21 protein-coding genes and 5 tRNA genes are annotated in these 25,133 nt (G+C 73.5%); 16 read left to right on the top strand and 10 right to left on the bottom strand.

Annotation, left to right across the window (positions count from 1 at the left end):
- Positions 1-395 precede the first annotated feature (395 nt).
- Positions 396-3,263, top strand: coding sequence for a glycoside hydrolase family 9 protein (locus O7604_RS01195; RefSeq protein WP_281578614.1), 2,868 nt, complete (start codon positions 396-398; stop codon positions 3,261-3,263).
- A 213-nt stretch (positions 3,264-3,476) separates the two neighbouring features.
- Positions 3,477-5,915, top strand: a complete 2,439-nt coding sequence (locus O7604_RS01190) for a non-reducing end alpha-L-arabinofuranosidase family hydrolase (protein ID WP_281578613.1) — start codon at positions 3,477-3,479, stop codon at positions 5,913-5,915.
- A 62-nt stretch (positions 5,916-5,977) separates the two neighbouring features.
- On the opposite strand, the gene O7604_RS01185 is transcribed toward O7604_RS01190, so the two are convergent.
- The 3 genes from O7604_RS01185 to bioB are packed head-to-tail and all read right to left on the bottom strand — an operon-like array spanning position 5,978 to position 7,709.
- Positions 5,978-6,484, bottom strand: a complete 507-nt coding sequence (locus O7604_RS01185; protein ID WP_194803252.1) for a GNAT family protein — start codon at positions 6,482-6,484, stop codon at positions 5,978-5,980.
- A 3-nt stretch (positions 6,485-6,487) separates the two neighbouring features.
- On the bottom strand, positions 6,488-6,706 hold the full coding sequence (locus O7604_RS01180; protein WP_281578612.1) for a hypothetical protein: 219 nt from the start codon (positions 6,704-6,706) through the stop codon (positions 6,488-6,490).
- Between the two features lie 7 nt (positions 6,707-6,713).
- Positions 6,714-7,709 (bottom strand): biotin synthase BioB, encoded by a 996-nt coding sequence (gene bioB / locus O7604_RS01175; RefSeq protein WP_269701110.1) that lies wholly within the window; start codon positions 7,707-7,709, stop codon positions 6,714-6,716.
- A 161-nt stretch (positions 7,710-7,870) separates the two neighbouring features.
- Between bioB and O7604_RS01170 the strand changes: the two genes are divergently transcribed.
- The 4 genes from O7604_RS01170 to O7604_RS01155 are packed head-to-tail and all read left to right on the top strand — an operon-like array spanning position 7,871 to position 12,114.
- Positions 7,871-9,007 (top strand): 8-amino-7-oxononanoate synthase, encoded by a 1,137-nt coding sequence (locus O7604_RS01170; RefSeq protein ID WP_281578611.1) that lies wholly within the window; start codon positions 7,871-7,873, stop codon positions 9,005-9,007.
- Positions 9,004-9,735: a dethiobiotin synthase gene (gene bioD / locus O7604_RS01165; RefSeq protein ID WP_281578610.1), complete on the top strand. Its 732-nt coding sequence runs from the start codon at positions 9,004-9,006 to the stop codon at positions 9,733-9,735. The genes O7604_RS01170 and bioD overlap by 4 nt, the downstream gene beginning before the upstream one ends.
- Positions 9,736-9,781: 46 nt before the next feature.
- Positions 9,782-11,440 carry a histidine kinase gene (locus O7604_RS01160; RefSeq protein ID WP_281578609.1) on the top strand — a complete coding sequence of 553 codons (1,659 nt, stop codon included), beginning with the start codon at positions 9,782-9,784 and terminating at the stop codon, positions 11,438-11,440.
- Positions 11,437-12,114: a response regulator transcription factor gene (locus O7604_RS01155; protein ID WP_281578608.1), complete on the top strand. Its 678-nt coding sequence runs from the start codon at positions 11,437-11,439 to the stop codon at positions 12,112-12,114. Before O7604_RS01160 ends, O7604_RS01155 begins: the two co-directional genes overlap by 4 nt.
- A gap of 15 nt (positions 12,115-12,129) precedes the next feature.
- On the opposite strand, the gene O7604_RS01150 is transcribed toward O7604_RS01155, so the two are convergent.
- The 4 genes from O7604_RS01150 to O7604_RS01135 form a co-directional block, all read right to left on the bottom strand.
- Positions 12,130-12,951: an ABC transporter permease gene (locus O7604_RS01150; RefSeq protein WP_281578607.1), complete on the bottom strand. Its 822-nt coding sequence runs from the start codon at positions 12,949-12,951 to the stop codon at positions 12,130-12,132.
- Positions 12,948-13,880: an ATP-binding cassette domain-containing protein gene (locus tag O7604_RS01145; RefSeq protein WP_281578606.1), complete on the bottom strand. Its 933-nt coding sequence runs from the start codon at positions 13,878-13,880 to the stop codon at positions 12,948-12,950. Before O7604_RS01145 ends, O7604_RS01150 begins: the two co-directional genes overlap by 4 nt.
- Positions 13,881-14,013: 133 nt before the next feature.
- Positions 14,014-15,177, bottom strand: a complete 1,164-nt coding sequence (locus O7604_RS01140) for a cytochrome P450 (protein WP_281578605.1) — start codon at positions 15,175-15,177, stop codon at positions 14,014-14,016.
- Positions 15,178-15,186: 9 nt separating this feature from the next.
- Positions 15,187-15,855, bottom strand: coding sequence for a 50S ribosomal protein L11 methyltransferase (locus O7604_RS01135; RefSeq protein WP_269701103.1), 669 nt, complete (start codon positions 15,853-15,855; stop codon positions 15,187-15,189).
- A gap of 190 nt (positions 15,856-16,045) precedes the next feature.
- On the opposite strand from O7604_RS01135, the gene O7604_RS01130 reads away from it, so the two are divergent.
- Positions 16,046-16,891, top strand: a complete 846-nt coding sequence (locus O7604_RS01130; protein WP_281578604.1) for a hypothetical protein — start codon at positions 16,046-16,048, stop codon at positions 16,889-16,891.
- Between the two features lie 25 nt (positions 16,892-16,916).
- Here O7604_RS01130 and O7604_RS01125 read toward each other — a convergent pair whose 3' ends face one another.
- Both O7604_RS01125 and O7604_RS01120 read right to left on the bottom strand, forming a co-directional pair.
- Entirely contained in the window at positions 16,917-17,978 is a 1,062-nt protein-coding gene (locus O7604_RS01125) for an IS110 family transposase (RefSeq protein ID WP_120572001.1), read from the bottom strand.
- A gap of 251 nt (positions 17,979-18,229) precedes the next feature.
- Positions 18,230-18,832 carry a TetR/AcrR family transcriptional regulator gene (locus O7604_RS01120; protein ID WP_269701101.1) on the bottom strand — a complete coding sequence of 201 codons (603 nt, stop codon included), beginning with the start codon at positions 18,830-18,832 and terminating at the stop codon, positions 18,230-18,232.
- A gap of 275 nt (positions 18,833-19,107) precedes the next feature.
- Here O7604_RS01120 and O7604_RS01115 point away from each other — a divergent pair.
- The 6 genes from O7604_RS01115 (at position 19,108) to O7604_RS01090 (ending at position 22,634) form a co-directional block, all read left to right on the top strand.
- Positions 19,108-19,180: transfer RNA gene (locus O7604_RS01115), tRNA-Gly, on the top strand.
- A 34-nt stretch (positions 19,181-19,214) separates the two neighbouring features.
- Positions 19,215-19,285, top strand: a tRNA-Cys gene (locus tag O7604_RS01110).
- Positions 19,286-19,297: 12 nt separating this feature from the next.
- Positions 19,298-19,372 (top strand) — tRNA-Val (locus O7604_RS01105).
- A gap of 112 nt (positions 19,373-19,484) precedes the next feature.
- On the top strand, positions 19,485-20,303 hold the full coding sequence (locus O7604_RS01100) for an isocitrate lyase/phosphoenolpyruvate mutase family protein (protein WP_281578603.1): 819 nt from the start codon (positions 19,485-19,487) through the stop codon (positions 20,301-20,303).
- A gap of 52 nt (positions 20,304-20,355) precedes the next feature.
- Positions 20,356-21,780, top strand: coding sequence for a helix-turn-helix transcriptional regulator (locus tag O7604_RS01095; protein WP_281578602.1), 1,425 nt, complete (start codon positions 20,356-20,358; stop codon positions 21,778-21,780).
- Between the two features lie 95 nt (positions 21,781-21,875).
- Positions 21,876-22,634 carry a hypothetical protein gene (locus O7604_RS01090; RefSeq protein WP_281578601.1) on the top strand — a complete coding sequence of 253 codons (759 nt, stop codon included), beginning with the start codon at positions 21,876-21,878 and terminating at the stop codon, positions 22,632-22,634.
- A 75-nt stretch (positions 22,635-22,709) separates the two neighbouring features.
- On the opposite strand, the gene O7604_RS01085 is transcribed toward O7604_RS01090, so the two are convergent.
- The gene (locus O7604_RS01085; protein WP_013284878.1) at positions 22,710-22,955 is read right to left on the bottom strand and encodes a DUF6458 family protein; all 246 of its coding nucleotides are present in this window, start codon (positions 22,953-22,955) and stop codon (positions 22,710-22,712) included.
- 160 nt (positions 22,956-23,115) lie between these two features.
- On the opposite strand from O7604_RS01085, the gene O7604_RS01080 reads away from it, so the two are divergent.
- The 3 genes from O7604_RS01080 to O7604_RS01070 all read left to right on the top strand — a co-directional run bounded on the left by O7604_RS01080 (position 23,116) and on the right by O7604_RS01070 (position 25,071).
- A tRNA-Gly gene (locus O7604_RS01080) sits at positions 23,116-23,188 on the top strand.
- Between the two features lie 11 nt (positions 23,189-23,199).
- Positions 23,200-23,271: transfer RNA gene (locus tag O7604_RS01075), tRNA-Val, on the top strand.
- Between the two features lie 153 nt (positions 23,272-23,424).
- A complete protein-coding gene (locus tag O7604_RS01070) occupies positions 23,425-25,071 on the top strand; it encodes a PKD domain-containing protein (protein ID WP_281578600.1) in 1,647 nt (548 codons plus the stop codon).
- The last annotated feature ends 62 nt before the right edge of the window (positions 25,072-25,133 follow it).

Genomic DNA, 25,133 nt, shown 5'->3' with positions numbered 1-25,133 from the left:
CGGCATCGATGGCACCGCAGGTGAGGCGTACTGTCCCGCGGGGCCGAACAGCCGGGCAACAGTACGTTCGTATGCCAGGACGGCCGAGCCGCCGCCGGGACCGTCCGGGGCGCGTCCGCGTCCGCGACCATGCCGCTGAGCTGGGGCAGAGCGCGCTCTATATCGAGATCAATCGATGGTGTGATCCAGCTCCCGATGGTTACCCGTGAGTACGCCCGGGTGTCCCGGATCAGCGCGCTCTTCCCCTGTGGTGAACGGCGCATTACATTGTCGATTGTCCATGGGAGCGCTCCCGAATCTCTCGTGGACACCCACCACCACCGCCGCGCGGCAGCCGGAGCCCGAACCCGTCCCCGCTCCGGCTGCCGCCCCGGCGCCAGCCACAGGAGCTCGCCATGCCCCGTCCGATCCCGCCGCCCGCAGGCCGGTCCCGGCTGCGCCGGCTGTTCGCCGCCGGCGCCGCGCTGGCCGTCGGCGTGGCCACGGCCGTCGCCGCCCCGCCACCCGCGTCCGCCGCCCCGCAGGCCGCGGCCACGTTCAACTACGCCGAGGCGCTGCAGAAGTCACTGTTCTTCTACGAGGCGCAGCAGTCGGGCCGCAAACCCTCCTGGAACCGGGTCTCCTGGCGCGGCGACTCCGCGCTGACCGACGGCGCCGACGTCGGCGTCGACCTCACCGGCGGCTGGTACGACGCCGGCGACCACGTGAAGTTCGGCTTCCCGATGGCGTTCAGCGCCACCATGCTGGCGTGGGGCGCGGTCGAGTACCGCGACGGGTACGTCGCCTCCGGCCAGCTCACCCACCTGCTGAACAACCTACGCTTCGTCAACGACTACTTCGTCAAGGCGCACCCCGCCCCGAACGTCCTCTACGGACAGGTCGGCAAGGGCGACGACGACCACAAGTGGTGGGGTCCGGCCGAGGTGATGCCGATGGCGCGGCCCGCGTACAAGATCGACGCGAGCTGCGGCGGCGCGGACCTGGCGGGGGAGACGGCGGCCGCGATGGCCGCCTCGTCGATGGTGTTCCGGCCCACCGACGCGGCCTACGCGGACAAGCTGCTCGGCCACGCCAAGCAGCTCTACACGTTCGCCGACACGGTGCGGAAGAGCTACCACGAGTGCATCACCGACGCGACGAGCTTCTACAAGTCGTGGAGCGGCTACCAGGACGAGCTGGTCTGGGGCGCGATCTGGCTGTACCGGGCCACCGGCGACGCCACCTACCTGGCGAAGGCCGAGAGCGAGTACGACAAGCTCGGCACCGAGCCGCAGTCCACCACCCGCTCCTACAAGTGGACCATCGCCTGGGACAACAAGCAGTTCGGCGCGTACGTGCTGCTGGCCAACCTGACCGGCAAGCAGAAGTACGCCGACGACGCCAACCGGTGGCTGGACTACTGGACCGTGGGCGTCAACGGCCAGCGGGTGCCGTACTCGCCGGGCGGGATGGCGGTGCTCGACTCCTGGGGCGCGCTGCGGTACGCCTCCAACACCGCGTTCGCCGCGCTCGTCTACAGCGACAAGACCACCGACACCACGCGTAAGACGCGCTACCACGACTTCGCCGTCCGGCAGATCAACTACGCGCTCGGCGACAACCCGCGCAACTCCAGCTACCAGATCGGCTTCGGCGCCAACTCGCCGCGCAACCCGCACCACCGCACCGCGCACGGCTCCTGGTGGGACAGCCAGACCGTACCCACCGAGACCCGGCACGTGCTCTACGGCGCGCTCGTCGGCGGCCCGTCCTCGGCGAACGACGCGTACACCGACAGCCGGTCGGACTACGTGATGAACGAGGTGGCGACCGACTACAACGCCGGCTTCACCTCCGCGCTGGCCCGGCTCGCCAACGAGTACGGCGGCAGCCCGCGCGCCGGTTTCCCGTCCGCCGAGACGCCCGACATGGACGAGCTGACGGTGGAGACCACAGTGATGCAGGCGGAGCCGCGCGCCACCGGGCTCAAGGCGATCATCTACAACAAGTCGGCGTTCCCGGCCCGGGCACTGACCACCGGTAAGTTCCGGTACTTCTTCCGGCCCGACGGCACCGGACCGGTCACCGTCACGCCCGGCTACACCCAGGGCTGCCCGTCGCCGTCGGCCGCGAAGCAGTTCTCCGGCGACATCTGGTACGTCGAGGTCGACTGCACCGGCTACACCATCGCGCCGGCCGGTCAGTCGCAGCACCGGATGGAGGTCCAGTTCAAGATCGGGGTGCCGGAGGGCGGCACCTGGGACCCGACGAACGACCCGTCGTACCAGGCCACCGCCGGGCCCAACCCCAAGGTGCCGCTCTACTCCGGCGGCGTGCGCGTCTGGGGCGAGGAGCCCGGATCGGCCACACCGGACACCACCGCGCCCTCGGTGCCCGGCACGCCCGTCGCGTCCGCCGTCACGTCGAGCGGGCTCACGCTGAGCTGGGCCGCGTCCACCGACACCGGCGGCAGCGGGCTGGCCGGGTACGAGGTGACCCGTGCCTCGGCCGGCGCCGACCCGGTCGTCACCGCCTCCACCGGGGCGACCCTGGCCGTGACCGGGCTGACGCCGGAGCGGACGTACCAGTTCACCGTGCGGGCCCTCGACGGCGCCGGCAACAGGTCCGCGTCGTCGGCCGCCGTCAGCGTCACCACGCCGGCCGGCCCGGCGCCGGACACCACAGCGCCGACCGCGCCCGGCACGCCCACCGCCTCGGCGGTCGGCGCGACCGGACTGACGCTGACCTGGGGTCCGTCCACCGACGCGGTGGGCGTCACCGGCTACCGCGTCTACCGGGGCGGGAACGTCCTGGTCGGCTCGTCCACCGGCACCACGCTGGCGGTGACCGGGCTGACCGCGTCCACCACGTACACGTTCACGGTGGTGGCGGTGGACGCGGCCGGAAACGTCTCGCCCGCCTCGCCCGGCGTCACGGTGACCACCACCGCGCCGCCTGCCGGCGGCGCCTGTGCGGTGACCTGGACGGCGAACTCCTGGGACACCGGGTTCACCGCGAACGTCACAGTCGCCAACACCGGCACCACGGCGATCAACGGCTGGACGCTGGCGTTCACCTTCGGCAACGCCGGGCAGAAGGTCGGGCAGGCCTGGTCGGCGAACGTGACCCAGACCGGCACGGCGGTGACCGCGTCGAACCTGTCCTACAACGGGGCGCTGGCACCGGGGGCGTCGACGAGCTTCGGCTTCAACGGCACCCACACCGGCGCCAACCCGAGGCCGACGGGCTTCACGCTCAACGGGGCCGCCTGCACGGTCTCCTGACCGTCGAGGTGGCGTGGCGTGGCCGGTGCCGCACCCCGGGTGACCGGTCACGCCTCGCCCCGCCCCGCGCGGCCAAAAACGTTCCGAAACTTTTCCGAAACACCATTGTCCCCGTCGGTGCGCGATGGAAGCATCGACGGAGCTAGATCCCCTATCGAGACGTCCAGTCGTCCCGCCCCGACGGCCTGGGTGTTGGCCAGTAAGGAGGCCAAGATGGCAATGAGCCCATCAGTTCATCGCGGCGGGAGTCGGCGACGGCGATCGCCCGTGGTCCGAGCGTTGCTCGCCGGCGCGGTCAGCGCCGTGACGGTGGCCGCCGTCGCGGTCATGATGCCGTCGGCGAACGCCGCCGCGAGCACGCTGGGCGCGGCCGCCGCGCAGTCGGGCCGGTACTTCGGCACGGCCATCGCGGCGGGCCGGCTGAACGACTCCACGTACAGCACCATCGCGGCGCGTGAGTTCAACATGATCACGGCCGAGAACGAGATGAAGCCGGAAGCGCTCCAGCCCAACCGGGGCCAGTTCAACTTCTCCTCCGGTGACCAGATCTACAATTGGGCCACGCAGCGCGGGCTGAAGGTCCGTGGTCACACGCTGGCGTGGCACGCGCAGCAGCCGGGTTGGATGCAGAGCCTGAACGGCAGCAACCTGCGTCAGGCGATGATCGACCACATCAACGGCGTGATGGCCCACTACCGGGGCAAGCTGGCCGCGTGGGACGTGGTGAACGAGGCGTTCAACGAGGACGGCAGCCGCCGCAGCTCGAACCTGCAGGGCACCGGTAACGACTGGATCGAGGTGGCGTTCCGCACCGCGCGGGCGGCCGACCCGTCGACGAAGCTCTGCTACAACGACTACAACATCGAGAACTGGTCGTACGGCAAGACGCAGGGTGTGTACAACATGATCCGGGACTTCAAGTCCCGTGGTGTGCCGATCGACTGTGTGGGTCTGCAGACCCACTTCACCGGCGGCAGTTCGCTGCCGGGTAACTTCCAGACCACGCTGCAGAACTTCGCCGCGCTGGGTGTGGACGTGGCGCTGACCGAGGTCGACGTCACGAACTCCTCGACGAGCCAGTACGCGGGTCTGACCCAGGCGTGCATCAACGTGCCGCGCTGCATCGGCATCACGGTGTGGGGTGTGCGGGACAGCGACTCGTGGCGCTCCAACGAGAGCCCGCTGCTGTTCGACGGCGGCGGCAACAAGAAGGCCGCGTACAACTCGGTCCTCAACGCGCTCAACGCGGCCGCCCCGACCTCCGGGCCGACCACGACCCCGACCACGGGACCGCCGCCCAGCGGTGGCGCCGGCCAGATCGTCGGCGTGCAGTCGGGCCGGTGCATCGACGTGCCGAACTCCTCGCAGAGCAACGGCACGCGGGTGCAGCTCTACGACTGCAACAACCAGTCGAACCAGCGGTGGACGTACACCTCCAGCAAGCAGCTGATGGTCTACGGCAGCAAGTGCCTCGACGCGAACGGCGCGGCCACCGGCAACGGCACCGGCATCATCATCTACGACTGCAACGGCCAGTCGAACCAGCAGTGGAACATCAACTCCAACGGCACCATCAGCGGCGTGCAGTCCGGCCGCTGCCTGGACGTCTGGGGCACCGGCAACGGCCAGCAGGTCCAGCTGTACGACTGCCACGGGCAGACCAACCAGCAGTGGCGGACCAACTTCGGCGGCGGCACCTCGCCGACCACGCCGCCGCCGGCCACCACGACGCCCCCGCCGGGCGGCTGCTCGCTCCCGTCGACCTACCGGTGGTCGTCGACCGGCGCGCTGGCCAACCCGCAGAACGGCTGGGTCTCGCTCAAGGACTTCACGAATGTGGTCTACAACGGCAAGCACCTGGTCTACGGGTCGTACGTCAACAGCAGCGGCCAGTACAGCTCGATGAACTTCACCCCGTTCACGAACTGGTCCGACATGGCCTCGGCCGGCCAGAACGGAATGAGCCAGGGCACCGTGGCGCCCACCCTGCTGTACTTCGCGCCGAAGAACATCTGGGTGCTGGCGTACCAGTGGGGACCGACCTCGTTCAGCTACAAGACGTCGAGCGACCCGACGAACGCCAATGGCTGGTCCTCGGCGCAGACGCTGTCCACCGCCACCCTGCCGGACGCCCCGTACGGCGTCATCGACCAGACCCTGATCGGTGACGACCAGAACATGTACCTGTTCTTCGCCGGGGACAACGGCAAGATCTACCGGTCGAGCATGCCGCTCGGGAACTTCCCGGGCAGCTTCGGTTCGAGCTACACGACGATCATGAGCGACTCGACGAACAACCTCTTCGAGGGCGTCGAGGTCTACAAGGTGGCGGGCCAGAACCAGTACCTCATGATCGTCGAGGCGATCGGGAGCCAGGGACGCTACTTCCGGTCGTTCACGTCGAACAGCCTGAACGGCTCGTGGACCCCGCAGGCCGCCACGGAGAGCAACCCCTTCGCCGGCAAGGCCAACAGCGGCGCCACGTGGACCAACGACATCAGCCACGGTGACCTGGTCCGCACCAACCCCGACCAGACCAAGACCATCGACCCCTGCAACCTGCAGTTCCTGTACCAGGGCAAGAACCCCAGTGCGGGAGGCGACTACAACCTGCTGCCGTGGCGGCCGGGTGTGCTGACCCTCCAGCGCTGACCGTCACACCGTTCGAACAGAGCGTGCCCGGCACCCGTGCGGTGCCGGGCACGCCCGTTCGTTCAGCCGGCCAGGTCCTCGGCGAGCAGGTCCATCAGCAGCGCGTCGTGCCAGCGCCCGTCCGCCCCGCGCTCGTAGCGCCGCATGATGCCCACCGGGCGGAACCCCACCTTCGCGTACGCCCGGATCGCCGCCGTGTTCGCCGCCGCCGGGTCGATGGTGAACCGGTGGTGGCCGTACTCGTCGATCAGGTGCCGGACCAGGGTGCGGATCGCGTCGCCGCCCAGCCCCGAGCCGCGTACCGCCGGGTCGAGGAAGACGTCCAGGCTGGCGTGGCGGTAGTCCGGGTCGGTTTCCGCGTACCACTGGATCGCGCCGACCAGCCGGCCGTCGTGCTCGACGGCGTAGGTCGTCAACGCGTCGTCGGCCAGGTCGGCCCGGACCGACTCGGCCAGGTCGTCACCGCCGCGCCACCAGCGGCGCACCTCGGGGGTGGCCCGGATCGCGGCCAGGGCGGGCACGTCGGCGTCGGTCACCGGCCGCAACGTCACCGCCCGCCCCCGCAGCACGCCTCAGCCCCGCCGCTCGCCGTGCTCGACGCAGACCGCCGACCAGCCGGCCGGTACGACCTGCACCTTCATCCGCCGTCGGCAGGACGCGCACCAACGCGGTGGCTCCCACGCCCGGGCCGCCTCGCACGCCGGGTGCGGCCCGGCCGCCACCGACTCGCCGCACCTGTCGCACCAGAGCACGGCGGGAGCCGCCGTGCCGGCGGGGGAGGATTCGGTCACCGCTGCCTCACAGGGTCGCCGAGAGGGCCTTCACCGGCATCTTCAGGTCTTCCAGCAGCTTCAGGTCGGCGTTGGCCGGGCGACCCAGCGTGGTCAGGTAGTTGCCGACGATCACCGCGTTGATGCCGCCGAGCAGGCCGTCGCGGGTGCCCAGGTCACCGAGGGTCAGCTCGCGGCCGCCCGCGTACCGCAGGATGGTGCGCGGCATGGCCAGCCGGAACGCGGCGATGGCGCGCAGCGCGTCCTTGCCCTCCACCACCGGGCGGTCACCCAGCGGCGTGCCCGGGCGCGGGTTGAGGAAGTTCAGCGGCACCTCGTGCGGGTCCAGCTCGGCGAGCTGGGCGGCGAACTCGGCGCGCTGCTCGACCGTCTCGCCGAGGCCGAGGATGCCGCCGCAGCAGACCTCCATGCCGGACTCGCGGACCATCCGCAGCGTCTCCCAGCGCTCCTCCCACGAGTGCGTGGTGACCACGTTCGGGAAGTAGGAGCGGCAGGTCTCCAGGTTGTGGTTGTAGCGGTGCACGCCCATCTCGACCAGCTCGTCGACCTGCTCCTGGGTGAGCATGCCGAGCGAGGCGGCGACCTGGATGTCGACTTCGGCGCGGATGGCGGCGACGCCCTCGCGCATCTGCTTCATCAGCCGGGCGTCCGGGCCACGCACGGCGGCCACGATGCAGAACTCGGTCGCCCCGGTCGCGGCGGTCTGCTTCGCGGCCTCGACCAGCGCCGGGATGTCCAGCCAGACCGAGCGCACCGGCGAGGTGAACAGGCCGGACTGCGAGCAGAAGTGGCAGTCCTCCGGGCAGCCGCCGGTCTTCAGCGAGACGATGCCCTCGACCTCGACCTCCGGACCGCACCAGCGCATCCGGACCTCGTGGGCGAGCTGGAGTGCGGCGGGCAGGTGCTCGTCGGGAAGGTTCAGCACCGCGAGGATGCCGGCCTCGTCGAGGCCGACGCCGTTGCCCAGCACCCGCTCGCGGGCCTGGTCGAGGATCTCTGGCATGGCTCGTAACCTAACAGGCCACCGTGAGCGCGGGAAACCGCCGCCACGGGCCCTCCGGCGAGCCGGGACCGCGCCACGCCGGGGCCCTCGGCGCGGGTGGTAACTTCGCCCCGCGGAAGCGCCCGGCGGGGGGCGGGAAGTCGGCGGGAGGGGACGGCACGGTGGCGGACTGGCTGGCGGCCCTGGACCGCCGCGCCGAGCTGCGGGCCCGGGCGGGGCTGACCCGCACGCTGCGCCCCCGGGCCGCCGACGACGCCGTGGTCGATCTGGCCGGCAACGACTACCTCGGCCTGGCCACCCACCCCGAGGTCACCGCCGCCGCGGCGCAGGCCCTGTCCGCGTACGGGCTGGGTGCCACCGGGTCGCGCCTGGTGCGCGGGTCCACCGACGCCCACCACGCGCTCGAGGACGACCTGGCCGACTGGCTCGGCGTCGACCGGGCGCTCGTCTTCTCCTCCGGCTACCTGGCCAACCTCGCCGCCGTCCGGGGACTGACGCAGCCGCGTACGCTGCTCGTCTCCGACGCCCACAACCACGCCTCGCTGATCGACGGCTGCCGGATCTCCGGCGCCGAGACGCTCGTGACGCCGCACGCGGACGTCGCCGCGGTGGCCGCGGCGCTGGCCGCCGCGCCGGGCCGCCCGGCGGTGGTGGTGACCGAGTCGGTCTTCTCCGTCGACGGTGACCTGGCCCCGCTCGCGGAGCTGCACGCGGTGGCCCGCCGCCATGGCGCGCTGCTGCTCGTCGACGACGCGCACGCGCTCGGCGTCACCGGCCCGGCCGGGGCCGGCGGGGTCGCCGCCGCCGGGCTGGCCGGCGCGCCCGACGTGGTGGTCACCGCGACGCTGTCCAAGGCGCTCGGCGGGGCCGGTGGCGTGGTCGCCGGGCCGGCCGAGTTCGTCCGCCACCTGGTGGAGACCGGCCGCACGTTCATCTTCGACACCGCGCCGCCGCCCGCCGTGGTGGCCGGGGTCCGCGCCGCGGTGCGCCTGGCCCGCGCCGGTGACGCGCTGCGCGCCGAGCTGGCCGACCGGGTCGCGGCGGCGGTGCGCCGGCTCGGCGCGGCCGGGCTGTCCGTGTCCGCCCCGGACGGCGCCGTGATCTCGGTGACCGCGCCCGGCCCGCAGGAGGCGACCGCCTGGGCCGCCGCCTGCCGGGACCGGGGCGTGGCGGTCGGCTGCTTCCGTCCGCCGTCCACGCCGGACAGCCGGTCCCGGCTGCGGCTCACCGTCAGCGCCGGGGTGGGCCGGGCCGACTTCGACCGGGCCCTGGACGTGATCGTGGAGTGTGCGCCATGAGCCTCGGCGACGCCTGGACCGGGCCGGTGCTGGTGACCGGCACCGACACCGAGGTCGGCAAGACCGTGGTGACCGCCGCCGTCGCCGCCGCCGCGCAGGCGGCCGGCCTGCGGGTCGCCGTGGTCAAGCCCGGCCAGACGGGTACGGCGACAGGCGAGCCCGGCGACGTCGACTCGGTGACCCGGCTGGCCGCCCCGCTGACCGGCCGGACGTTGGCCAGCTTCCCCGATCCGCTGGCCCCGCTGGCCGCGGCCCGGGTGGCGGAGCTGCCGCCGCTGGAGCTGTACAACGCGGTCGACGAGATCCGCGAGGAGGCGGACAAGCACGACCTGGTGCTCGTCGAGGGCGCGGGCGGGCTGCTCGTACCGATGGGGTTGCGCCCGTCCGGCGAGCCGTGGACGGTGGCCGACCTGGCGGTGTCGCTCGGTGCGCCCGCGGTGGTGGTGGCGCGGGCCGGGCTCGGCACGCTCAACCACACCGCGCTGACGCTGGAGGCGCTGGAACGGCGGGCCGTCCCGGCCGGTGTGGTGATCGGCGCCTGGCCGACCGAACCGGAACTGGTGCACTGGCTCAACCTGTCCGAGCTGCTGCCGAACCTGCTCGGCGCGGTGCCGGCCGGTGCGGGCGGGATGGACCCGGGCGTGTTCCGCCGGTCCGCTCCCGGCTGGCTCACTCCCGCCCTGTACGGCGTGCTCGACGACTGGCGGGCCTGGGCCGAGGAGACCTGACTTTCGTCGGTGTCCGCCCCGGCCGGGCGTGGGTAGCGTGACCGCCGTGGAACCCCGCGAACGACAGCGCCGGGCCGGTGACCTGCTGCTCTGGGCCGTGCTGGCGGCGCCGGTGGCGTACGGCCGGCTCACCCCGCCGCAGATCGGCGAGCTGCCGCCGCTGGCCGCCGCGCTGGCGCTGCTCGGCACGGCGGTGTGGATCGGGCGCCGGTGGCCGCTGGTCGCGGTGCTCGCGGTGGTGGCGGGCTCGCTCGTCGACGGCAACGTCGTGTTCGCCATCCCGGTCTTCGGCTACCTCGCCGGGCGGCGCAGCGACCGGGCCGCACCGGCCGCTGCCGTCTTCGCCGCCATCGCGGTCACCGGCTCGGTGCTCAACCTGGGGCTGCTCGGCACCGAGCCGTCCACCTGGTTCCTGCTCGCCTCGGTGCTGCTGTTCGCCGGGGTGTTCCCCTGGCTGCTGGGCCGGCTGCGGCGGCAGCACCGCGCGCTCGCCGACGCCGGACTGAGGCACGCGCAGGCGCAGCGCCGGGCCGAGGCCGAGCGGGTACGCCTGCGCGAGCGGGCCCGTATCGCGCAGGACATGCACGACTCGCTCGGCCACGATCTGAGCCTCATCGCGCTGCGGGCGGGCGCGCTGGAACTGGCGCCGGACCTGTCCCCGGCGCACCGGGCGGCGGCCGGTGAGCTGCGGGCGAGCGTCGCCGCCGCCACCGAACGCCTGCACGACGTGATCGGCGTGCTGCGCGAGGAACGCACGTTGCGGCCGCCGGGGGAGACGGTCGCCGACGTGGTCGACGGCGCGCGCGACGCCGGAATGGCGGTCGAGCTGCGCGCCGACGAGGCGGACCTGCCGCCGCTGCCCGCGCACGCGGTGCACCGGGTGGTCCGGGAGGCCCTCACCAACGCCGCCCGCTACGCCCCGGGTGCCCCGGTCACCGTCGCTGTGGCACGCGATGCCGGCGTGGTGACTGTCGCGGTGGTGAACGCGCCGCCGCCGGCCGGTCCGCTGCCCGGGCCGCCGTCGCACGGCTCCGGGTTGCTGGCGCTGCGCGAGCGGGTACGCCTCGCCGGCGGCGTGCTGGAGGCCGGCCCGTGCGACGGCGGCTGGGCGGTCACCGCACACCTCCCGCTCGCTGATGCGGCCCGTCCCGGCACGCCGCCGTCCGGCCGCGCGGACGCCGGTTCACCGGTCGCCGGCCCGATCCGGGCCTCCGGGACGCCGGCCCTCGCCGACGCCGGTCCGCCGGTCACCGGCCCGGCTGACGGTTCCGGGGCGACCGCCCCGCGATCCGGCGACGACGACCTCGCGGAGATCGACCCGTTCGACGCCGGACGCGTCGGCGTACCCGGCCGGGACGGACACGGAAACGCGGCCCGGCGGCTGCGGGAGGCCCGGCGGCGGGCGCGACGCAGCCTGCTCGTGGCGATCGGCGCGCCCGCCGGGCTGGCCCTGGTGCTGGCGCTCGTCTACTACCCGCTCGCCACTGCGGGCGCGGTGCTGGACCGGTCCGGCTACGAACGGCTGCGCCTCGGTGAGCCGCGCGACGCGCTCGGTCTGCCCCGCCGCCAGGCCGACCCGCCCGCGACCGGCGCCGCGCCGGGCTGCGAGTTCTACACCGACGGCAACTTCCCGTTCGCCCAGGCGACCTGGCGGCTCTGCTTCGCCGACGGGCGGCTGGTCAGCAAGGAGCGGATCGAACAATGAGCGACGACCACGACCGCCCACTGCGAGTGGTGCTCGCCGACGACGAGGCACTGGTCCGGGCCGGGGTCCGGGCGATCCTGGCCGCCGACCCCGGCATCGAGGTGGTCGGTGAGGCGGGCGACGGCCTGGCCGCGGTCGAGATGGTCCGCGCGCACCGGCCCCGGGTGGCGCTGCTGGACATCCGGATGCCCCGCTGCGACGGGCTCAGCGCCGCCGCGCAGATCCGCCGGCTGGTGCCGGAGACGGCGGCGGTCATGCTCACCACGTTCGGCGACGACGACCTGATCGCCCGCGCGCTCGGCCACGGCGCCGCCGGGTTCCTGCTCAAGTCCGGTGATCCGCGCGAACTGCTGGCGGGGGTGCGTGCGGTGGCCGACGGCGGCGCGTACCTGTCGCCCCGGGTCGCGCGCCGGGTGATCGAGCTGAGCGGCGGCCGGCTCGCCCGTGGCCCGTACGCGAGGGACCGGCTGGCCGGGCTGACCGATCGGGAACGCGACGTGCTGGCGCTGGTCGGCGCGGGACTGTCGAACGCCGAGATCGCCCGCCGGCTGCACCTGGTCGAGGGCACCGTGAAGAGCTACCTGACGAGCATCTTCACCCGGCTGGACGTGCGCAACCGGGTGCAGGCGGCGATCCTCGCGTACGAGGCGGGGCTGGTCCCGCCCACCGGCTGACCAGCCCCGCCCCGCTCACGCGTCGCGCCGGGCCAGCGCCCACCGGCCCAGCGCCAGCGCGGCGGCGGCCCAGGCGGCGAGCACCAGCAGACCCACGGCCGCCGGGTACGGCGTGGTGTCCCCGGCCAGGAAGTGGTTGCCCGCGACGCCGGGAAACCCGTCGGCGATCCGGGTGAGCACGGTGATGTCCGGCTCCTGCAACGACAGCGGAACGATCATCAGCAACGCGAACAGCACGGTCAGGGCCAGCACCGCGCCGCGCAGCGCCGCCGCCAGGCCGAGCGCCAGCACACCGATCAGCGCCAGGTACGCCGCGGCGGCCACCACGTCGGCCACCGTCCCGCCCAGCGGGGCGCGGCCCCACTCGCCCAGCACCGGCCGGGCCGTCACCGCGCCGACAGTGCCGAGCAGCAGCCCGAGGCCGAACGTCACAGCGCCCACCACCACCGCCTTGGCCGCCAGCACCCGCCCCCGCGACGGGGTGCACCGCAGCGTGGTGCGGATCGTGCCGGTGGTGAACTCGCTGGTGATCGCGAACAGGCCGAGCGCCAGCACCACGTACTGGGTCAGCTCCAGCGACCCGGCCACGATCTCGCCGACGCTCACCACGCCCGGGTTGTTGGCCGGGTCGTCGTCGGTGTTGGCGTTCTGGGCGTAGATGGCGAGCTGGGCGCTGGTGGCCGCCATGGTCAGCACCGCCGCGAGCAGCGTCCACCAGGTGGAGCGCACCGACCAGAGCTTCGTCCACTCGGCGGCCACCGCCCCGGCGAGCGGGTTTCCGGCCGGAGCGGGCCGGGCGGTCCGGCGTGCCGGGTCGAGCGTGGACGGTGCGGTCATCGGGTGCCACCTCCGGTCGGGCCGGCGGCGTACTCCACGCTGTCGGCGGTCAGCTCCAGGAACGCCTCCTCCAGGGAGGGGGCGACGGGGGTCAGCTCGTGCAGCCGTACCCCCATCTCGTGCGCCAGGTCGCCGACCCGGCCGGCGGTGCTGCCGGCGACGGACATCCCGCCCTCGTCGGCGGTGACAGTCGCGCCCTCGTCGGCCAGCCGGTCGCCGAGGGCGGCGAGCGCGGCCGGTTCGGGGCCGCGTACGCGGACCGACGCGGCGGGCCGGGCGGCGATCAGCTCGGCCAGCGGCGCGTCCGCGACCAGCCGGCCGCGCCCCAGCACCACGACCCGGTCGGCGGTCTGCTGCATCTCGCTCATCAGGTGGCTCGAGACGAGGACGGTGCGTCCCTCGTCTGCGAGGCGGCGGGTGAAGCCCCGGATCCACCGCACGCCGTCCGGGTCGAGCCCGTTCACCGGCTCGTCGAGCAGCAGCACCGGCGGGTCGCCGAGCAGCGCGCCGGCGATGCCGAGCCGCTGACCCATGCCCAGCGACAGCGCCCGGCCGGGCTTGCCGGCGGCGCGGGCGTCCAGGCCCACCAGGTCGAGCACCTCGGTCACCCGCCGGGCCGGTACGCCGTTGCTGCGCGCCATCGCCCGCAGGTGCGCCACGCCGGAGCGGGCCGGGTGCACGCCTGTCGCGTCGAGCAGCGCGCCCACCTCGTGCAGCGGGTGCCGCAGCGTGCGGTAGTCCCGGCCGTTCACCAGGGCCTGCCCGGCGGTGGGCCGGTCCAGGCCGAGCACCATCCGCATGGTGGTGGACTTGCCCGCGCCGTTCGGGCCAAGGAACCCGGTGACCTGCCCGGGGCGGATCTCGACGGTCAGGTCGTCGACGGCTGTCACGTCGCCGAACCGTTTCGTCAACGCACGAAGTGTGATCATGCGGCGACGCTATGGGCCGGCGGGGGTGCCCCGCCGCCGTCGAACGGCAGCCACCCACCCTGACTTTCGTAAGGAAGGGCCCCCTATTAACGCCTCCGGTAGGTAAAGGGTCCCTTCCTAACACCCGCAGGGCTCAGGCGCGGCGGACCACGAACGCGTCGGGCATCCGGAAGGTGAGGTTGTCCGGGCACCACGGTGGACGCACCACCGTCACGCCGTCGAGCAGAGCGGTGGCCTCAGCGACCACCACCGCGGCCTCCATCCGGGCCAGCTGCGCGCCGACGCAGCGGTGCGGCCCGGCGCCGAACGCCAGGTGCCGCCGCGAGCCGGGCTGCCCCGGGCGGAACTCGCCCGGCGCGTCCACCACCGCCGGATCGCGCCCGGCGCGGGCCAGCCACGCCACCACGCTGGTGCCCGCCGATACGGCCACCTCGCCGAGCGTGGTGTCGACGGCTGCCACCCGCCGCCACGTGACGATCGGCGGCTCCAGCCGCAGCCCCTCCTCGACCACGTCGTCCACGGCGACGGTGCCCGCGCGCAGCCCGGCCCGTACCGCCGGTTCGCCGGACAGCCGGTGCAGCAGCAGGGTGAGGAACTGCGAGGTGGTCTCCTGACCGGCGACCAGCAGGAAGAACAGCGCCCCGACCACCACGTCGGGGGAGTGCCCGGCGTCGCGCAGCCGCGCGGCGAGCCCGCCCCCGGTGGCGGCGAACTCGCGCAGCACGGTGTGGAACCGGCCCACCTCGGCGGCCAGTGCGAGCTGCCGGGACTCCTCCAGCGGCGCCCAGAACAGCTCCAGCGCGGCCCGGGCGAAGTCCTTCACCGCGCCGACCGGGGCGTCCGGCAGCTCGACCAGCCGGGCCAGCACCAGCAGCGGCAGGTCGGCGGCGAGACCCGCGTACAGGTCGACCGGGCGGCCCGCGTCCAGCTCCGCCGCCAGTGCGGCCACCCGCTCCCGGACCAGCCCGGTCAACCACCGGCGCTGCGCGGCCACCCGATGCGGATGCAGCGCGTCGGCGACGATGCCCCGGATCTCCGGGTGGCTCGCCCCGCCGTTGTTCGCCAGCGTCGGCGGCAGCCGGAACCGGTGCCCGGCGAGGACCCGCAGCGCGGCCACCGGGATCGGCGTGACCGCGTCGAGCGCGTTGTCCGGCCGGAACGTCACCGGGTCGGTGAGCACCTGGCGTACGAGCGCGTGCCGGGTCACCACCAGGTGCGGCACGCCGACGTGGTCGACGACGGTGGCCGTGTCGGGCCACTGCCCGTCGACGGACTCCCCCCAGCCCCGGAACAGCACGCGGTAACGCTAGCGGCGGGCACCCGGCGGGTTCGGGTCCAGCTCCCACACGGTGGTGTGCTTCACCCGTACGCTCTCCAGCGCCTCGGACACCGGCACCTCGTACGCGGCCAGCTCGTGGAACCGTTCGCGGGGCAGGAACGCCCGGCCCGGGTCGCCCACCAGGACGCGGGCGCCGGCGCGGGCGGCCCGGAGCAGGAAACGCAGCATCCGGCGGGCCATCGCCTCGCTGTAGAAGACGTCCCCGGCCAGCACCACCTCGGCGTCGCCCGCGTCGGAGTCGAGGATGTCGCCGAGTTCGGCGTCGACGCGTACCCCGTTGGCCTCGGCGTTGAGCGCGACGGCCGCGACGGCCCGCTCGTCCACCTCGACCGCCCGGACGGCGGCGGCGCCGGCACGGGCGGCGGCGACGGCGACCAGGCCGGAGCCGGAGGCCAGGTCGAGCACCCGGCGGCCGGCGACCACCTCGGGATGGTCGGTGACGTAACGGGCCAGTCCCTGCCCGCCGGCCCAGGCGAACGCCCAGAACGGCGGCGGCTGGGCGCTGCGGAACTCACCCTCGGTCAGCTCCCACAGGCCGATCGGCTCGTCGGCCTGGTGCAGCAGCACCTCGGGGACGAACGCCACCGGGGCGAGACGGGCGTGCAGCCGGACGAACGCGGCGGACAGCTCGGACACCGGAGAATTGTGTCCCACCCCGGTTCCGGACCGGCATCCCGGGCGTGTCGCGGCGGGGTCGTGACCGGTTCACCACGCTCGGTGAAACAGGCCTCGTGTTGTGGCGTTGGATGCGAACACGCCCGTCTACCGGCGTGCCCGGCGCGCTCCTAGCGTTGCCTGTGGACACGACCGAGGGTGAGGAGGCGTGGTGAGCGGGTGGCGGCAGGCGCTGCGGATCGGACTGGTGCTGACCTTCGTGGCCGGGACCGGGTACGGCGGGGCCGTGCCGGCGCGAGCGGCGGCGGCCTTCTCCACCGAGCTGAGCGGTCTGCCGGACGAGTTCACCGCGGGGAACCGGGTGGAGACGTTGTCCGCCGTGGTGTCCCGCTCCGACGGGGGCGGCTGTGTCAAGGTGCGCTGGTCGATGCTGGTGCGGGTGCAGGGCCTGCGGCTGGACCAGCTCAAGGTGGACCGGGTGGAGGACAGCGGCTCGTTCCCGTTGGAGATCCGCACCGAGGGAGACACCGCCCGGCTCACCGACCGGCAGCTCGACCCGGGTGTGCTCTGTCCCGGCCGTACCGTGACCGCCCGCTACCGGGTGGCGTTCGCCGAGGACGTCGGGCGCGGGCGGGTGAGCTTCGCCGCCGAGGCGTACGACCCGCAGTTGCGGCTGCTGGCCCGGCGGACCGCCTCCCGTGAGGTGGTAGGTGAGGAGGCGCGTGAGCCGACGCCCTCGCCGAGCAGCGCGGAGCCCACCGAGACGCCGAGCGACGAGCCGCCCACCGAGGAGCCCAGTGACGACCCGGTGACCGACGAACCGACCGACGCGGCAGTGGTGGAGCCTCCGCCGCCGGGTGGCGTGGCCGGGCGGCCGGTGGCGGACAGCGGCGGATTCGGCATCGTGCAGGCTGCGTTCCTGCTCGGCGGCCTCCTGCTGTTCCTCGGCGCCGGGCTGCTGCTGCGGATGCGCCGCCTGCTGCGCCCGGCCGCCGCGAACGCCGAACCGGAGCCGCTCCCGCCACCTTTCGAACGCCCCCGTCCTCGCTGGCACTGACGCGCCGCGGGTGGGGTGGACGCTCCTATGGCGCGTCAAGTGGCTGGGGTGGGCTTTCGAGGCGTCGGTAGAGGTCTCTTGCGATGTATCGCTTGAGGCAGCGTTTGATCTCTCGGTCGGTTTTGCCTTGGGCGCGGCGGCGGTCGGCGTAGGCGCGGGTGGGTTCGTCGTAGCGCAGTCGGGACAGGGCGACGGTGTGCAGGGCGCGGTTGAGTTGCCGGTCGCCTGAGCGGTTGAGCCGGTAGCGGATGGTTTTGCCGGATGAAGCAGGGATCGGGGCGGCGCCGGCGAGCATGGCGAACGCGGCGTCGTTGCGGCAGCGTCCGGGGTGGGACCAGGCGGTCAGGACGGTGGCGGCGACGATGGGTCCGACGCCAGTGAGGTCGAGCAGGTCGGGGCGCCAGGAGCGCACGATCATGCGGATGGCTGTCTCGTGGCTGGCTGCCTCCGTTTCCAAGGTCCGAATGCGTCGGGCGAGATCACGTAACACTGCCAGCGCGGTGGCGGCCTCGATGTCGCCACCGGCCGTGGTCGGTCGCAGCCGGCCAGCCGTGGTGATCATCGTTCGGGTGCGCTGCCCGCGAAAGCGGGTTCGCACCGCTTCGGGAGCGGTGATGACCATCGCGTGCAGCTGCCGCTGGGCGGCGGTGGCAGCCTCGACGGCCGCCCGGCGGGCGGTCAGCCGCATCTGCAGCGCTGCCCGCTGAGGCCCGGTCTTGGGCTGCGTCAGCCGGGTGCGGGCCAGGGCATCACGGGCGGCGCGTTCGGCGTCGATCGGGTCGGACTTCGCCCCGGCCCGGCGAGTCGGCCGCTTGGGGCGGTCCAGCTCGACAACCAGCTCACCGGCATCGGCCAGATAACGGTGAAGGCCGGCGCCGTAGCCGCCGGTGCCCTCCAGCGCCCAGGCCCGCAACCCTGACTGCTCATCGGCCAGGGCTACCAGCTCGGCGTAGCCGTCCGGGTCGGTGTTCACCCTGACCCGTGCCAGCACGGCACCGGTGCGGGCATCGAGGACCGCGGCGGTGTGGGTGTCTTTGTGCGTGTCGACGCCGATGACGACCTCGACCAGATCTGCCAGCATGGACATGCGTTCTCTCCTCACCGTGGGGGACGCGAGGTCCGGTCCGGCGCGGAGATGGCAGGACTGTGATGAGACACGCCAGCCGCTAACTGGCGGTCAAGCTCCTGATCAGGCCAAACGTCTCCCGCCGGGCCGGCGCTGGCAGCAGCAGACGGACAAGTCCCGCCAAGGGCACAAAGCCAGTCAGACGAAGGGTCACGCCTGCCACTGCCAGCCATCAGCTCATCACTACTGAACCGACCCCGCCATGCTCACAGTCAGTCGAGCTGGCTGGGCTCCAGGCCCAGTTCGCGCGCGGCCACCAGGCGGATCCACTCGGCGATCTGCCGGCGGGTGATCACCCGCTCGTGCACCGAGAGCTGGACCGCCAGCCCGTCCATCACCGCGCTGATCCGCCAGGCCGCGCCGGCCGGGTCGGGGCAGTCGAACGTGCCCTCGGCGACCCCGTCGCTGATCACCGCGGCCAGGTCCTGCCGCCAGCGCAGGTCGAGGCGGCGGGAGAGCTTCTCCAGCTCCGGGGTACGCAGCGACTCCGCCCAGCCGTCGATCCACATCGACCAGGAGGTCGCCCGGCCGGTCGGCGCGTAGAGGCGCAGCATCCGGCGCAGCTTCGCCAGCGGCGGGGCGGAGGAGCGCAGCACCGCGTCGAGGCGGGCCAGATCCTGCTCGACCGCGTACGCGAAGGCCTGCGCGAGCAGCCGGTCCTTCGTCGCGAAGTGGTAGAAGACGAGCGCCTGGCTGACCCCGGCGGCCTCGGCCACGTCGGCGGTGCGGGTGTTGGCGAGCCCTCTTTCCGCGATCACCTCGCAGGCCGTACGCAGCAGCGCGTCCAGGCGGATCTCGGCGGCTCGTCTCGTCACGGCGTTACGGTAACCCATCCGTATGACCACAGGGAGTTACCGAGGCGGCCGGTCGGCCGCAGCACAGTCGGATGCCGGACACTCGGCTCGCCGAGCGGATTCCGCAGGTCGCGGCCCTGCCCGCCGGCCCTCCGAGGGTAGCCACCCAGGCTCCTAGGAAGCCGAGGCCAGGAGGCGCCGACGACATCCGGACGCGCCGGAAGGGGACCCGATTTGGCAACCGTTCCCGGGCTCGGCTAAAGTTCTCATCCGTCACCGGATAACACCGGGGGCGTGCGGACGTAGCGCAGCTGGTAGCGCATCACCTTGCCAAGGTGAGGGTCGCGGGTTCGAATCCCGTCGTCCGCTCGGAGATGCCGCCACGCAGTTCGGGGGCAACCTCGGTGGAGTGGCCGAGAGGCGAGGCAACGGCCTGCAAAGCCGTGTACACGGGTTCAAATCCCGTCTCCACCTCGCAGTAGACGAGGGCGATTGGCGCAGTGGGAGCGCGCTTCCTTGACACGGAAGAGGTCACTGGTTCAAACCCAGTATCGCCCACCAGCGGAAAAGGCCGTGCCGATCATTCGGTACGGCCTTTCTCGTCGTCGTCGATCAGTCCAGTGCCGCCCCGCTGGCCATTGCCGCGGCCCGGCCGCCCACCCAGACTGGCCCGGTGGACGATCAGCAGACCCGAGCACAGCGGTTCCGTGACCTGCACCGACCCGGTGACCCACTGATCCTCGTCAACGCCTGGGACGCGCTGAGCGCCCGGATCGTCGCCGCGGCCGGCGCCCGGGCGGTCGCCACCACCAGCGCCGGGGTCGCGTGGAGCCGCGGCGCCCCGGACGGCGACGTGCTCGCCCGGGACACCGCCGTCGACGTGATCCGCCGGGTCACCGAGGCGGTCCGCGTGCCGGTCACCGCCGACATCGAATCCGGGTACGGCGACAGCCCCGGCGAGGTCGCCGAGACGATCACCGCCGTGCTCGCGGCCGGGGCCGTCGGCGTCAACGTGGAGGACTCCCGGCACGACGGCGGAGGACCGCTGCGCCCTGTCGACGAGCAGGTCGCCCGGCTCGCCGCCGTCCGGGCCGCCGCCGACCGCGCCGGCGTCCCGCTGTACGTCAACGCGCGGGTGGACACGTATCTGCGCCGGGCCGGTGGCGTACCCGAGACGGTCGCGCGCGCCGAGGCGTACCTGGCGGCAGGCGCGGACGGGATCTTCGTACCCGGGACCGTGGAACCGGAGACGGTGGCCGCGCTGGCGGCGGCGATCCCGGCGCCGCTGAACGTGCTGGCCGGGCCGGGCGCACCGCCGATCGCCGAACTGGCCGGGCTCGGCGTGGCCCGGGTCAGCATCGGCCCGGCGGTGGCCGAGGCCGCCTACGCGGTGGCCCAGCGGGCGGCGGCCGAGGTGCTCGGCGCCGGGACGTACGGCGCGCTCGCCGGTGGGCTCGACTTCGACGCGCTGAACGAGCTGATGCGGAGCTGAACCGGACGGCGCGGCATCGACCGCGGGGCGGGCCAGCGGGTTGAATGTGCCGGTGACCGCCTCCGTCCGCCCGGTGCCCGCGTTGCTGGGCCTACCAGTCGTCGCCGGGATCACCGCGGGCACGTGCGTCATCGCGCTCGCCGCCCTGGGCGCGGCCGGTCACGGCGGCTTCGCGACCGATCCGATCGGTGCTCTCGCCCTGGCCGTCGCCGCCGTGGCCGTATCCGTCGCCGCGCTCCGGCTCGCCCGGTCGGGCCACCGCGCCGCCGGGCGGCTGGCGACCGGGCTCGCCGCGTCGCTGCTGGCGTACCTCGGGCTCGCCGTCCTGGCGGTGGCCACCGTCGCGGCCGGCCACCGATGGGCCGGGCCGGCGGTCGCCGCGTGGAACTCGGCGTGGATCCCGCCGCTCGCCCTTCTGCAACTGACCGCCTCGGCCGCCGTCCGCACCGGCGCGGCCACCCCGAAGGCGCACCGGTACGTGGGCGTCGTGCTCGGCGCGGCCACGCTCGTCAACGCGCTGCTGACGACGGCGACCGAGCCGTTCGACGGGCTGCCGACCATCGCGGGGGAGTCCTGGCGTACCGCGCTCGCCCCGGTCGGCGCCGCCGTCACAGTGCTGGGCGTGGCGGCGCTGCTCCTGCTGCCGGTGACGCTCTGGCGGGCCGCCCTCGGCTCGCACCACACCGTGCGGGCGCGGCTCGGTGTGGCCGCCGCGGCCACCACCGCGGCGCCGCTGACTGTCGTCTTCTGCCTGCTCCTCGCCGTCGCACGCGCGCCCGGTGACGTCGAGCCGTCGCTGGGTTCGGTCGCCTTCCTGGTGGCCCTGTCCGGCGCCGCCGTGTTCGCCGCCGCCTGCGCGGTCACCGCCGCCCGGGGTGCCACCGAGGCCCGCCGGGTCGGCATCGTGGTGCGCGCGACCGGCCTGGCCGCGGCGGCCCTGCTCGTCGTCGGGGCCGGCACGCTCGTGGCCGCTCCGGGCTCGTCCCTCGGCCCGACCTCGGTCGCCCTGGTCGTGTCGGCGACGACCGTCGTCGTCGGTGGCGGCGCGTGGGCCGGAACCGGCCGGCTGGCGGCGCTGCTGACCGCCGCCCCGGCAGCGCCGGTGACGACGCGCAACGGAGCGGAGGGTACGGAGGCGGGCAGCGCGGCGGGTACGGCGGACGTCGCTGAGCCGGCCGGTGTGGAAGTGGAGACCGCGCCGGACGCCTCCGGTGCGGCGGTGCGCGTCCCGGCGTCGGCCGGGGCGGGCGCGGCATCGGTCGGCGGCCTGACGGCGCGCGAGCGCGAGGTGCTCGCGGCGCTCGCCGAAGGCGCCAGCAACGCGGGGATCGCGGCGCAGCTCGTGGTGTCGGAGCGAACCGTCGACGCCCACCTGCGCGCCATCTTCGTCAAGCTCGACCTGACGCCGGGCGGCGACACGAACCGGCGGGTACGGGCGGCGCGGATCTGGCTGGAGCACGCGCGACAGCCGCGCTGAGCAGGGATTTCCCGAAGATAGGTGTTGAGGCCGATGCCCGTGCGGCCGGTTCCCGGCACGGTGGGGCGACACCTGAATCGACGGAGGCTCCCACCGTGCCCGTACCGCAGTTGCGCCGCGCCGCGCTCGTCGCCCTCTTCGTCCTGCTCCTCGTCTCCCTGGCCGGGCGGACCCTGTTCATGTTGTGGGAGCCGCCGTTCGACGGCGCGATCCACTACGACGACGTCAGCGAGTTGGGGGCCGCGTACTGGCCGATGAACCTCTACCTGGGCGGGCCCGCGTACGCCGTCTCCTGGACCGCCGCGGCGGTGTTCATCGTCGCGCTGGCCCGCGGCCGCGCGGGCGTGCTGAACCTGGTGGGCGCCTTCCTGGCCGGCCTCGGCGCGGTGGTGTTCGCGCTGGCGATCACCGCGGAGGTGCTGCCGTTCGCCTACGCCGCCGACCCGTCCGTGCTGCCCGAGCCGGAAGGACGCGCGTTGTTCGACACGTTCAACGACCAGTTGGACGGGCTGCTCCCGGCCATCCTCGGCAGCCAGCTGGCGATCGTCCTCGGCATGGTCCTGGCGCTCGTCGGGATCCTGATCGGGCGCACCATGCCCCGCCCGCTGGTGATCGCCGCCCTCGTCTACGTGGTGGCGTTCGTGCTGGTGCCGCAGGACGCCGGTCGTGCGGTGGTCGTCGTGAGCTACCTGGTGCAGGTGGCGCTGGTGGCCGCGATCGGCTGGTACGGGCTGCGCGCCGCCACCGACCGCGCCGCGACCGACCGCGCCGCCACCGACCGCGCCGCCACCGACCGCGCCGCCACCGGCCCCGCGGCCACCGACGGCGCCGTGACCGCCGGCGAGCGGCCGTAGCAGAGCGGGCCGGTCGGATCGGGTGATCCGGCCGGCCCGATTCGGGACCGATCAGCTCCGTCGGCCCCGGTGCTGTCACATCGGCGGGGCGACGTCCCGGCGCTCCTCGACCCGGCGGTACTCCACCGGCTGCTCGGCGGTGGTGGTGACCACCTGGCGACGGCGGCCCCAGACCAGCGTGGTCATGATGAGGCCGAGGACGCCGGCCGCCATCAGGATCCAGCCGACGACGTCGAGGTCGACCCCGCCGACGCTGGCGTTGAGCGCGAACGTGAGGATCGCGCCGACCGCGATCAGGAAAATGCTCGTACCGATACCCACGACAGCCTCCTTCGGGGGGATGGTTGTGCTGTCACCGGCCTCAGTACCCCGGCGGCGAGCAGCGCAACCACGCGGCCATCCGGCGCGGCGGGGGTCTGCCGCACGGCGATCTTGGGATCGGGTAGAGTTCACCCCGTCGCCGGCGCGAATCCGGCGGCACGCGGACGTAGCGCAGCTGGTAGCGCATCACCTTGCCAAGGTGAGGGTCGCGGGTTCGAATCCCGTCGTCCGCTCGCGATTGCCCGGGCGATTGGCGCAGTGGGAGCGCGCTTCCTTGACACGGAAGAGGTCACTGGTTCAAACCCAGTATCGCCCACCGAGAGTCACCACGCCGCCGGTCGACAGGCGGTCGTCTCCCACCGGACAGCCGGCACCGGCTACATCGGTCTCCCAGGTCCACCGTGCGGATTATTCTGCCGCTGCCACCAGGCGTGTCACTGTGATGCCCGATGCGCAGGGAGGCGGTCACATGACAACGATCGAGCGGGGACGGTGGCGGCGGACGGCCGCCCGATTAGGGGTGGCGACTGTCGTCGCGGCGGCCGGGGTGACGGTCTCGGCCGCGCCCGCGCAGGCCACCGCGACCAGGACGGTGGCGTTCTTCAGCATGGACGAGCCGGCGTCGTCGACCGTCCTGACCGACTACAGCGGCAACGGCCGCCACGGCGCGATCGGCGACGAGGTGGTCACCGGCGCGCTCTACGCCGGGGCGACCGGCCACCGCTTCGCCACGCACCTGCCCACCGACCAGGAGTACGTCCCGGGCCACGTCGACCTGGTGCCGCACAGCACCGACTTCAACCCGGACGCCGGGGACTTCTCGGTGACCATCCGCTACCGGACCACGTACTCCTTCGGGAACATCCTCCAGAAGGGACAGGGCAACACCGCCGGCGGCTACTGGAAGTTCGAGGCGCCGAACGGTAAGCCGAAGTGCCTGTTCCGGGGCGCGGACGGCGCCTCCCGTACCGGCTACACGGACGTGCCGATCTCCGACGGCCAGTGGCACACGATCACCTGCAACCGCACCTCCGCGTACGTGGAGATGTACGTCGACGGCGTGCGGACCAGCCGCCTCAACGGGCCGACCGGCACCATCGCCAACACGTGGCCGCTGTCCGTCGGCGGCAAGAGCCAGTGCGACGGTACGAAGGTCACCTGCGACTACTTCGCCGGCGACATCGACTACGTGAAGATCCTGAAGGGATCGGGCGGCCCGGCCAACCAGGCGCCGGTGGCCGCGCTGACGCCGACCTGCTCCGGGCTGGTGTGCACGTTCTCCGGCGCGGGATCCACCGACGCCGACGGCGCGATCCAGAACCACAGCTGGACCTTCGGCGACGGGGACACCACCGGCACGGCCTCCGTGCCGACCACGTCCCACACGTACGCGGCCGCCGGCACCTACCCCGTCACGCTCACCGTCACCGACGACCGGGGCGCCACCGGCACCGCGACCGTCGACGTGACTGTCGCGCCCGTACCGGAGCGGATCTCGTTCGTCGGCCAGGCCACCGCGAACGCCAACTGGACCAGCCACACCGTCACCGTCCCGTCGGGCGTGCAGGCGGGTGACACGCTGCTGCTCGTGCTCAGCCAGAACACGCACACCGGCACCGGTGAGCCGACCGGGGTGACCGGCTGGACCCGGCTCGACCGGCTCGACGGCGGCTTCGCCACCACCACGGCCTGGTGGAAGACCGCGAGCGCCGGTGACGCCGGCACGGCGGTCCGGGTGACACTGGACAGCCAGGCGAAGGGCAACCTGGTGCTGGCCGCGTACCGGGGAGTGGCGCCGGTCGCGCCCGTGTTCGCCAGGGCCACCGACCCGGCGAGCACCGCCGCACGGATCACCCCGTACGCGCCGGTGACCGCCGCGCAGAGCTGGGCCGTGTCGTACTGGCTGCACGGCGACAGCACCTCCACCGTCCTCACCCCACCGGCGGGCGTGGCGGTGCGCAGCAACACCTCGCAGACCGGCGGCGGCCGGGTGACCGGCCTGCTCGCCGACTCGGCGAGCAGCGTGCCGACCGGCAGTTACGGCGGACTCACCGCCACCGGCGCCGCGGCCAGCACGACCACCACCACGTGGACGTTCGTGCTGCCCCCGGCCTGACCCATCGGGTACGCGAAAAGGCCGGCACCCCGTTGGTTCGGGGTGCCGGCCTTTCGCTGCGT

It is taken from the genome of Micromonospora sp. WMMA1947, assembly GCF_027497355.1.
In the GTDB taxonomy this organism is placed as follows: domain Bacteria; phylum Actinomycetota; class Actinomycetes; order Mycobacteriales; family Micromonosporaceae; genus Micromonospora.
The sequence above is the reverse complement of the archived record's forward strand: the minus strand, read 5'-3'. Positions and strand labels throughout refer to the sequence as shown.

Bases quoted from the DNA above. Each gene is read 5' to 3' on its own strand.
- O7604_RS01195 (WP_281578614.1), top strand. From the start codon at position 396: ATGCCCCGTCCGATCCCGCCGCCCGCAGGCCGGTCCCGGCTGCGCCGG.
- O7604_RS01190 (WP_281578613.1), top strand. From the start codon at position 3,477: ATGGCAATGAGCCCATCAGTTCATCGCGGCGGGAGTCGGCGACGGCGA.
- bioB (WP_269701110.1), bottom strand. From the start codon at position 7,709: ATGCCAGAGATCCTCGACCAGGCCCGCGAGCGGGTGCTGGGCAACGGC.
- bioD (WP_281578610.1), top strand. From the start codon at position 9,004: ATGAGCCTCGGCGACGCCTGGACCGGGCCGGTGCTGGTGACCGGCACC.
- O7604_RS01155 (WP_281578608.1), top strand. From the start codon at position 11,437: ATGAGCGACGACCACGACCGCCCACTGCGAGTGGTGCTCGCCGACGAC.
- O7604_RS01150 (WP_281578607.1), bottom strand. From the start codon at position 12,951: ATGACCGCACCGTCCACGCTCGACCCGGCACGCCGGACCGCCCGGCCC.
- O7604_RS01145 (WP_281578606.1), bottom strand. From the start codon at position 13,880: ATGATCACACTTCGTGCGTTGACGAAACGGTTCGGCGACGTGACAGCC.
- O7604_RS01125 (WP_120572001.1), bottom strand. From the start codon at position 17,978: ATGTCCATGCTGGCAGATCTGGTCGAGGTCGTCATCGGCGTCGACACG.
- O7604_RS01070 (WP_281578600.1), top strand. From the start codon at position 23,425: ATGACAACGATCGAGCGGGGACGGTGGCGGCGGACGGCCGCCCGATTA.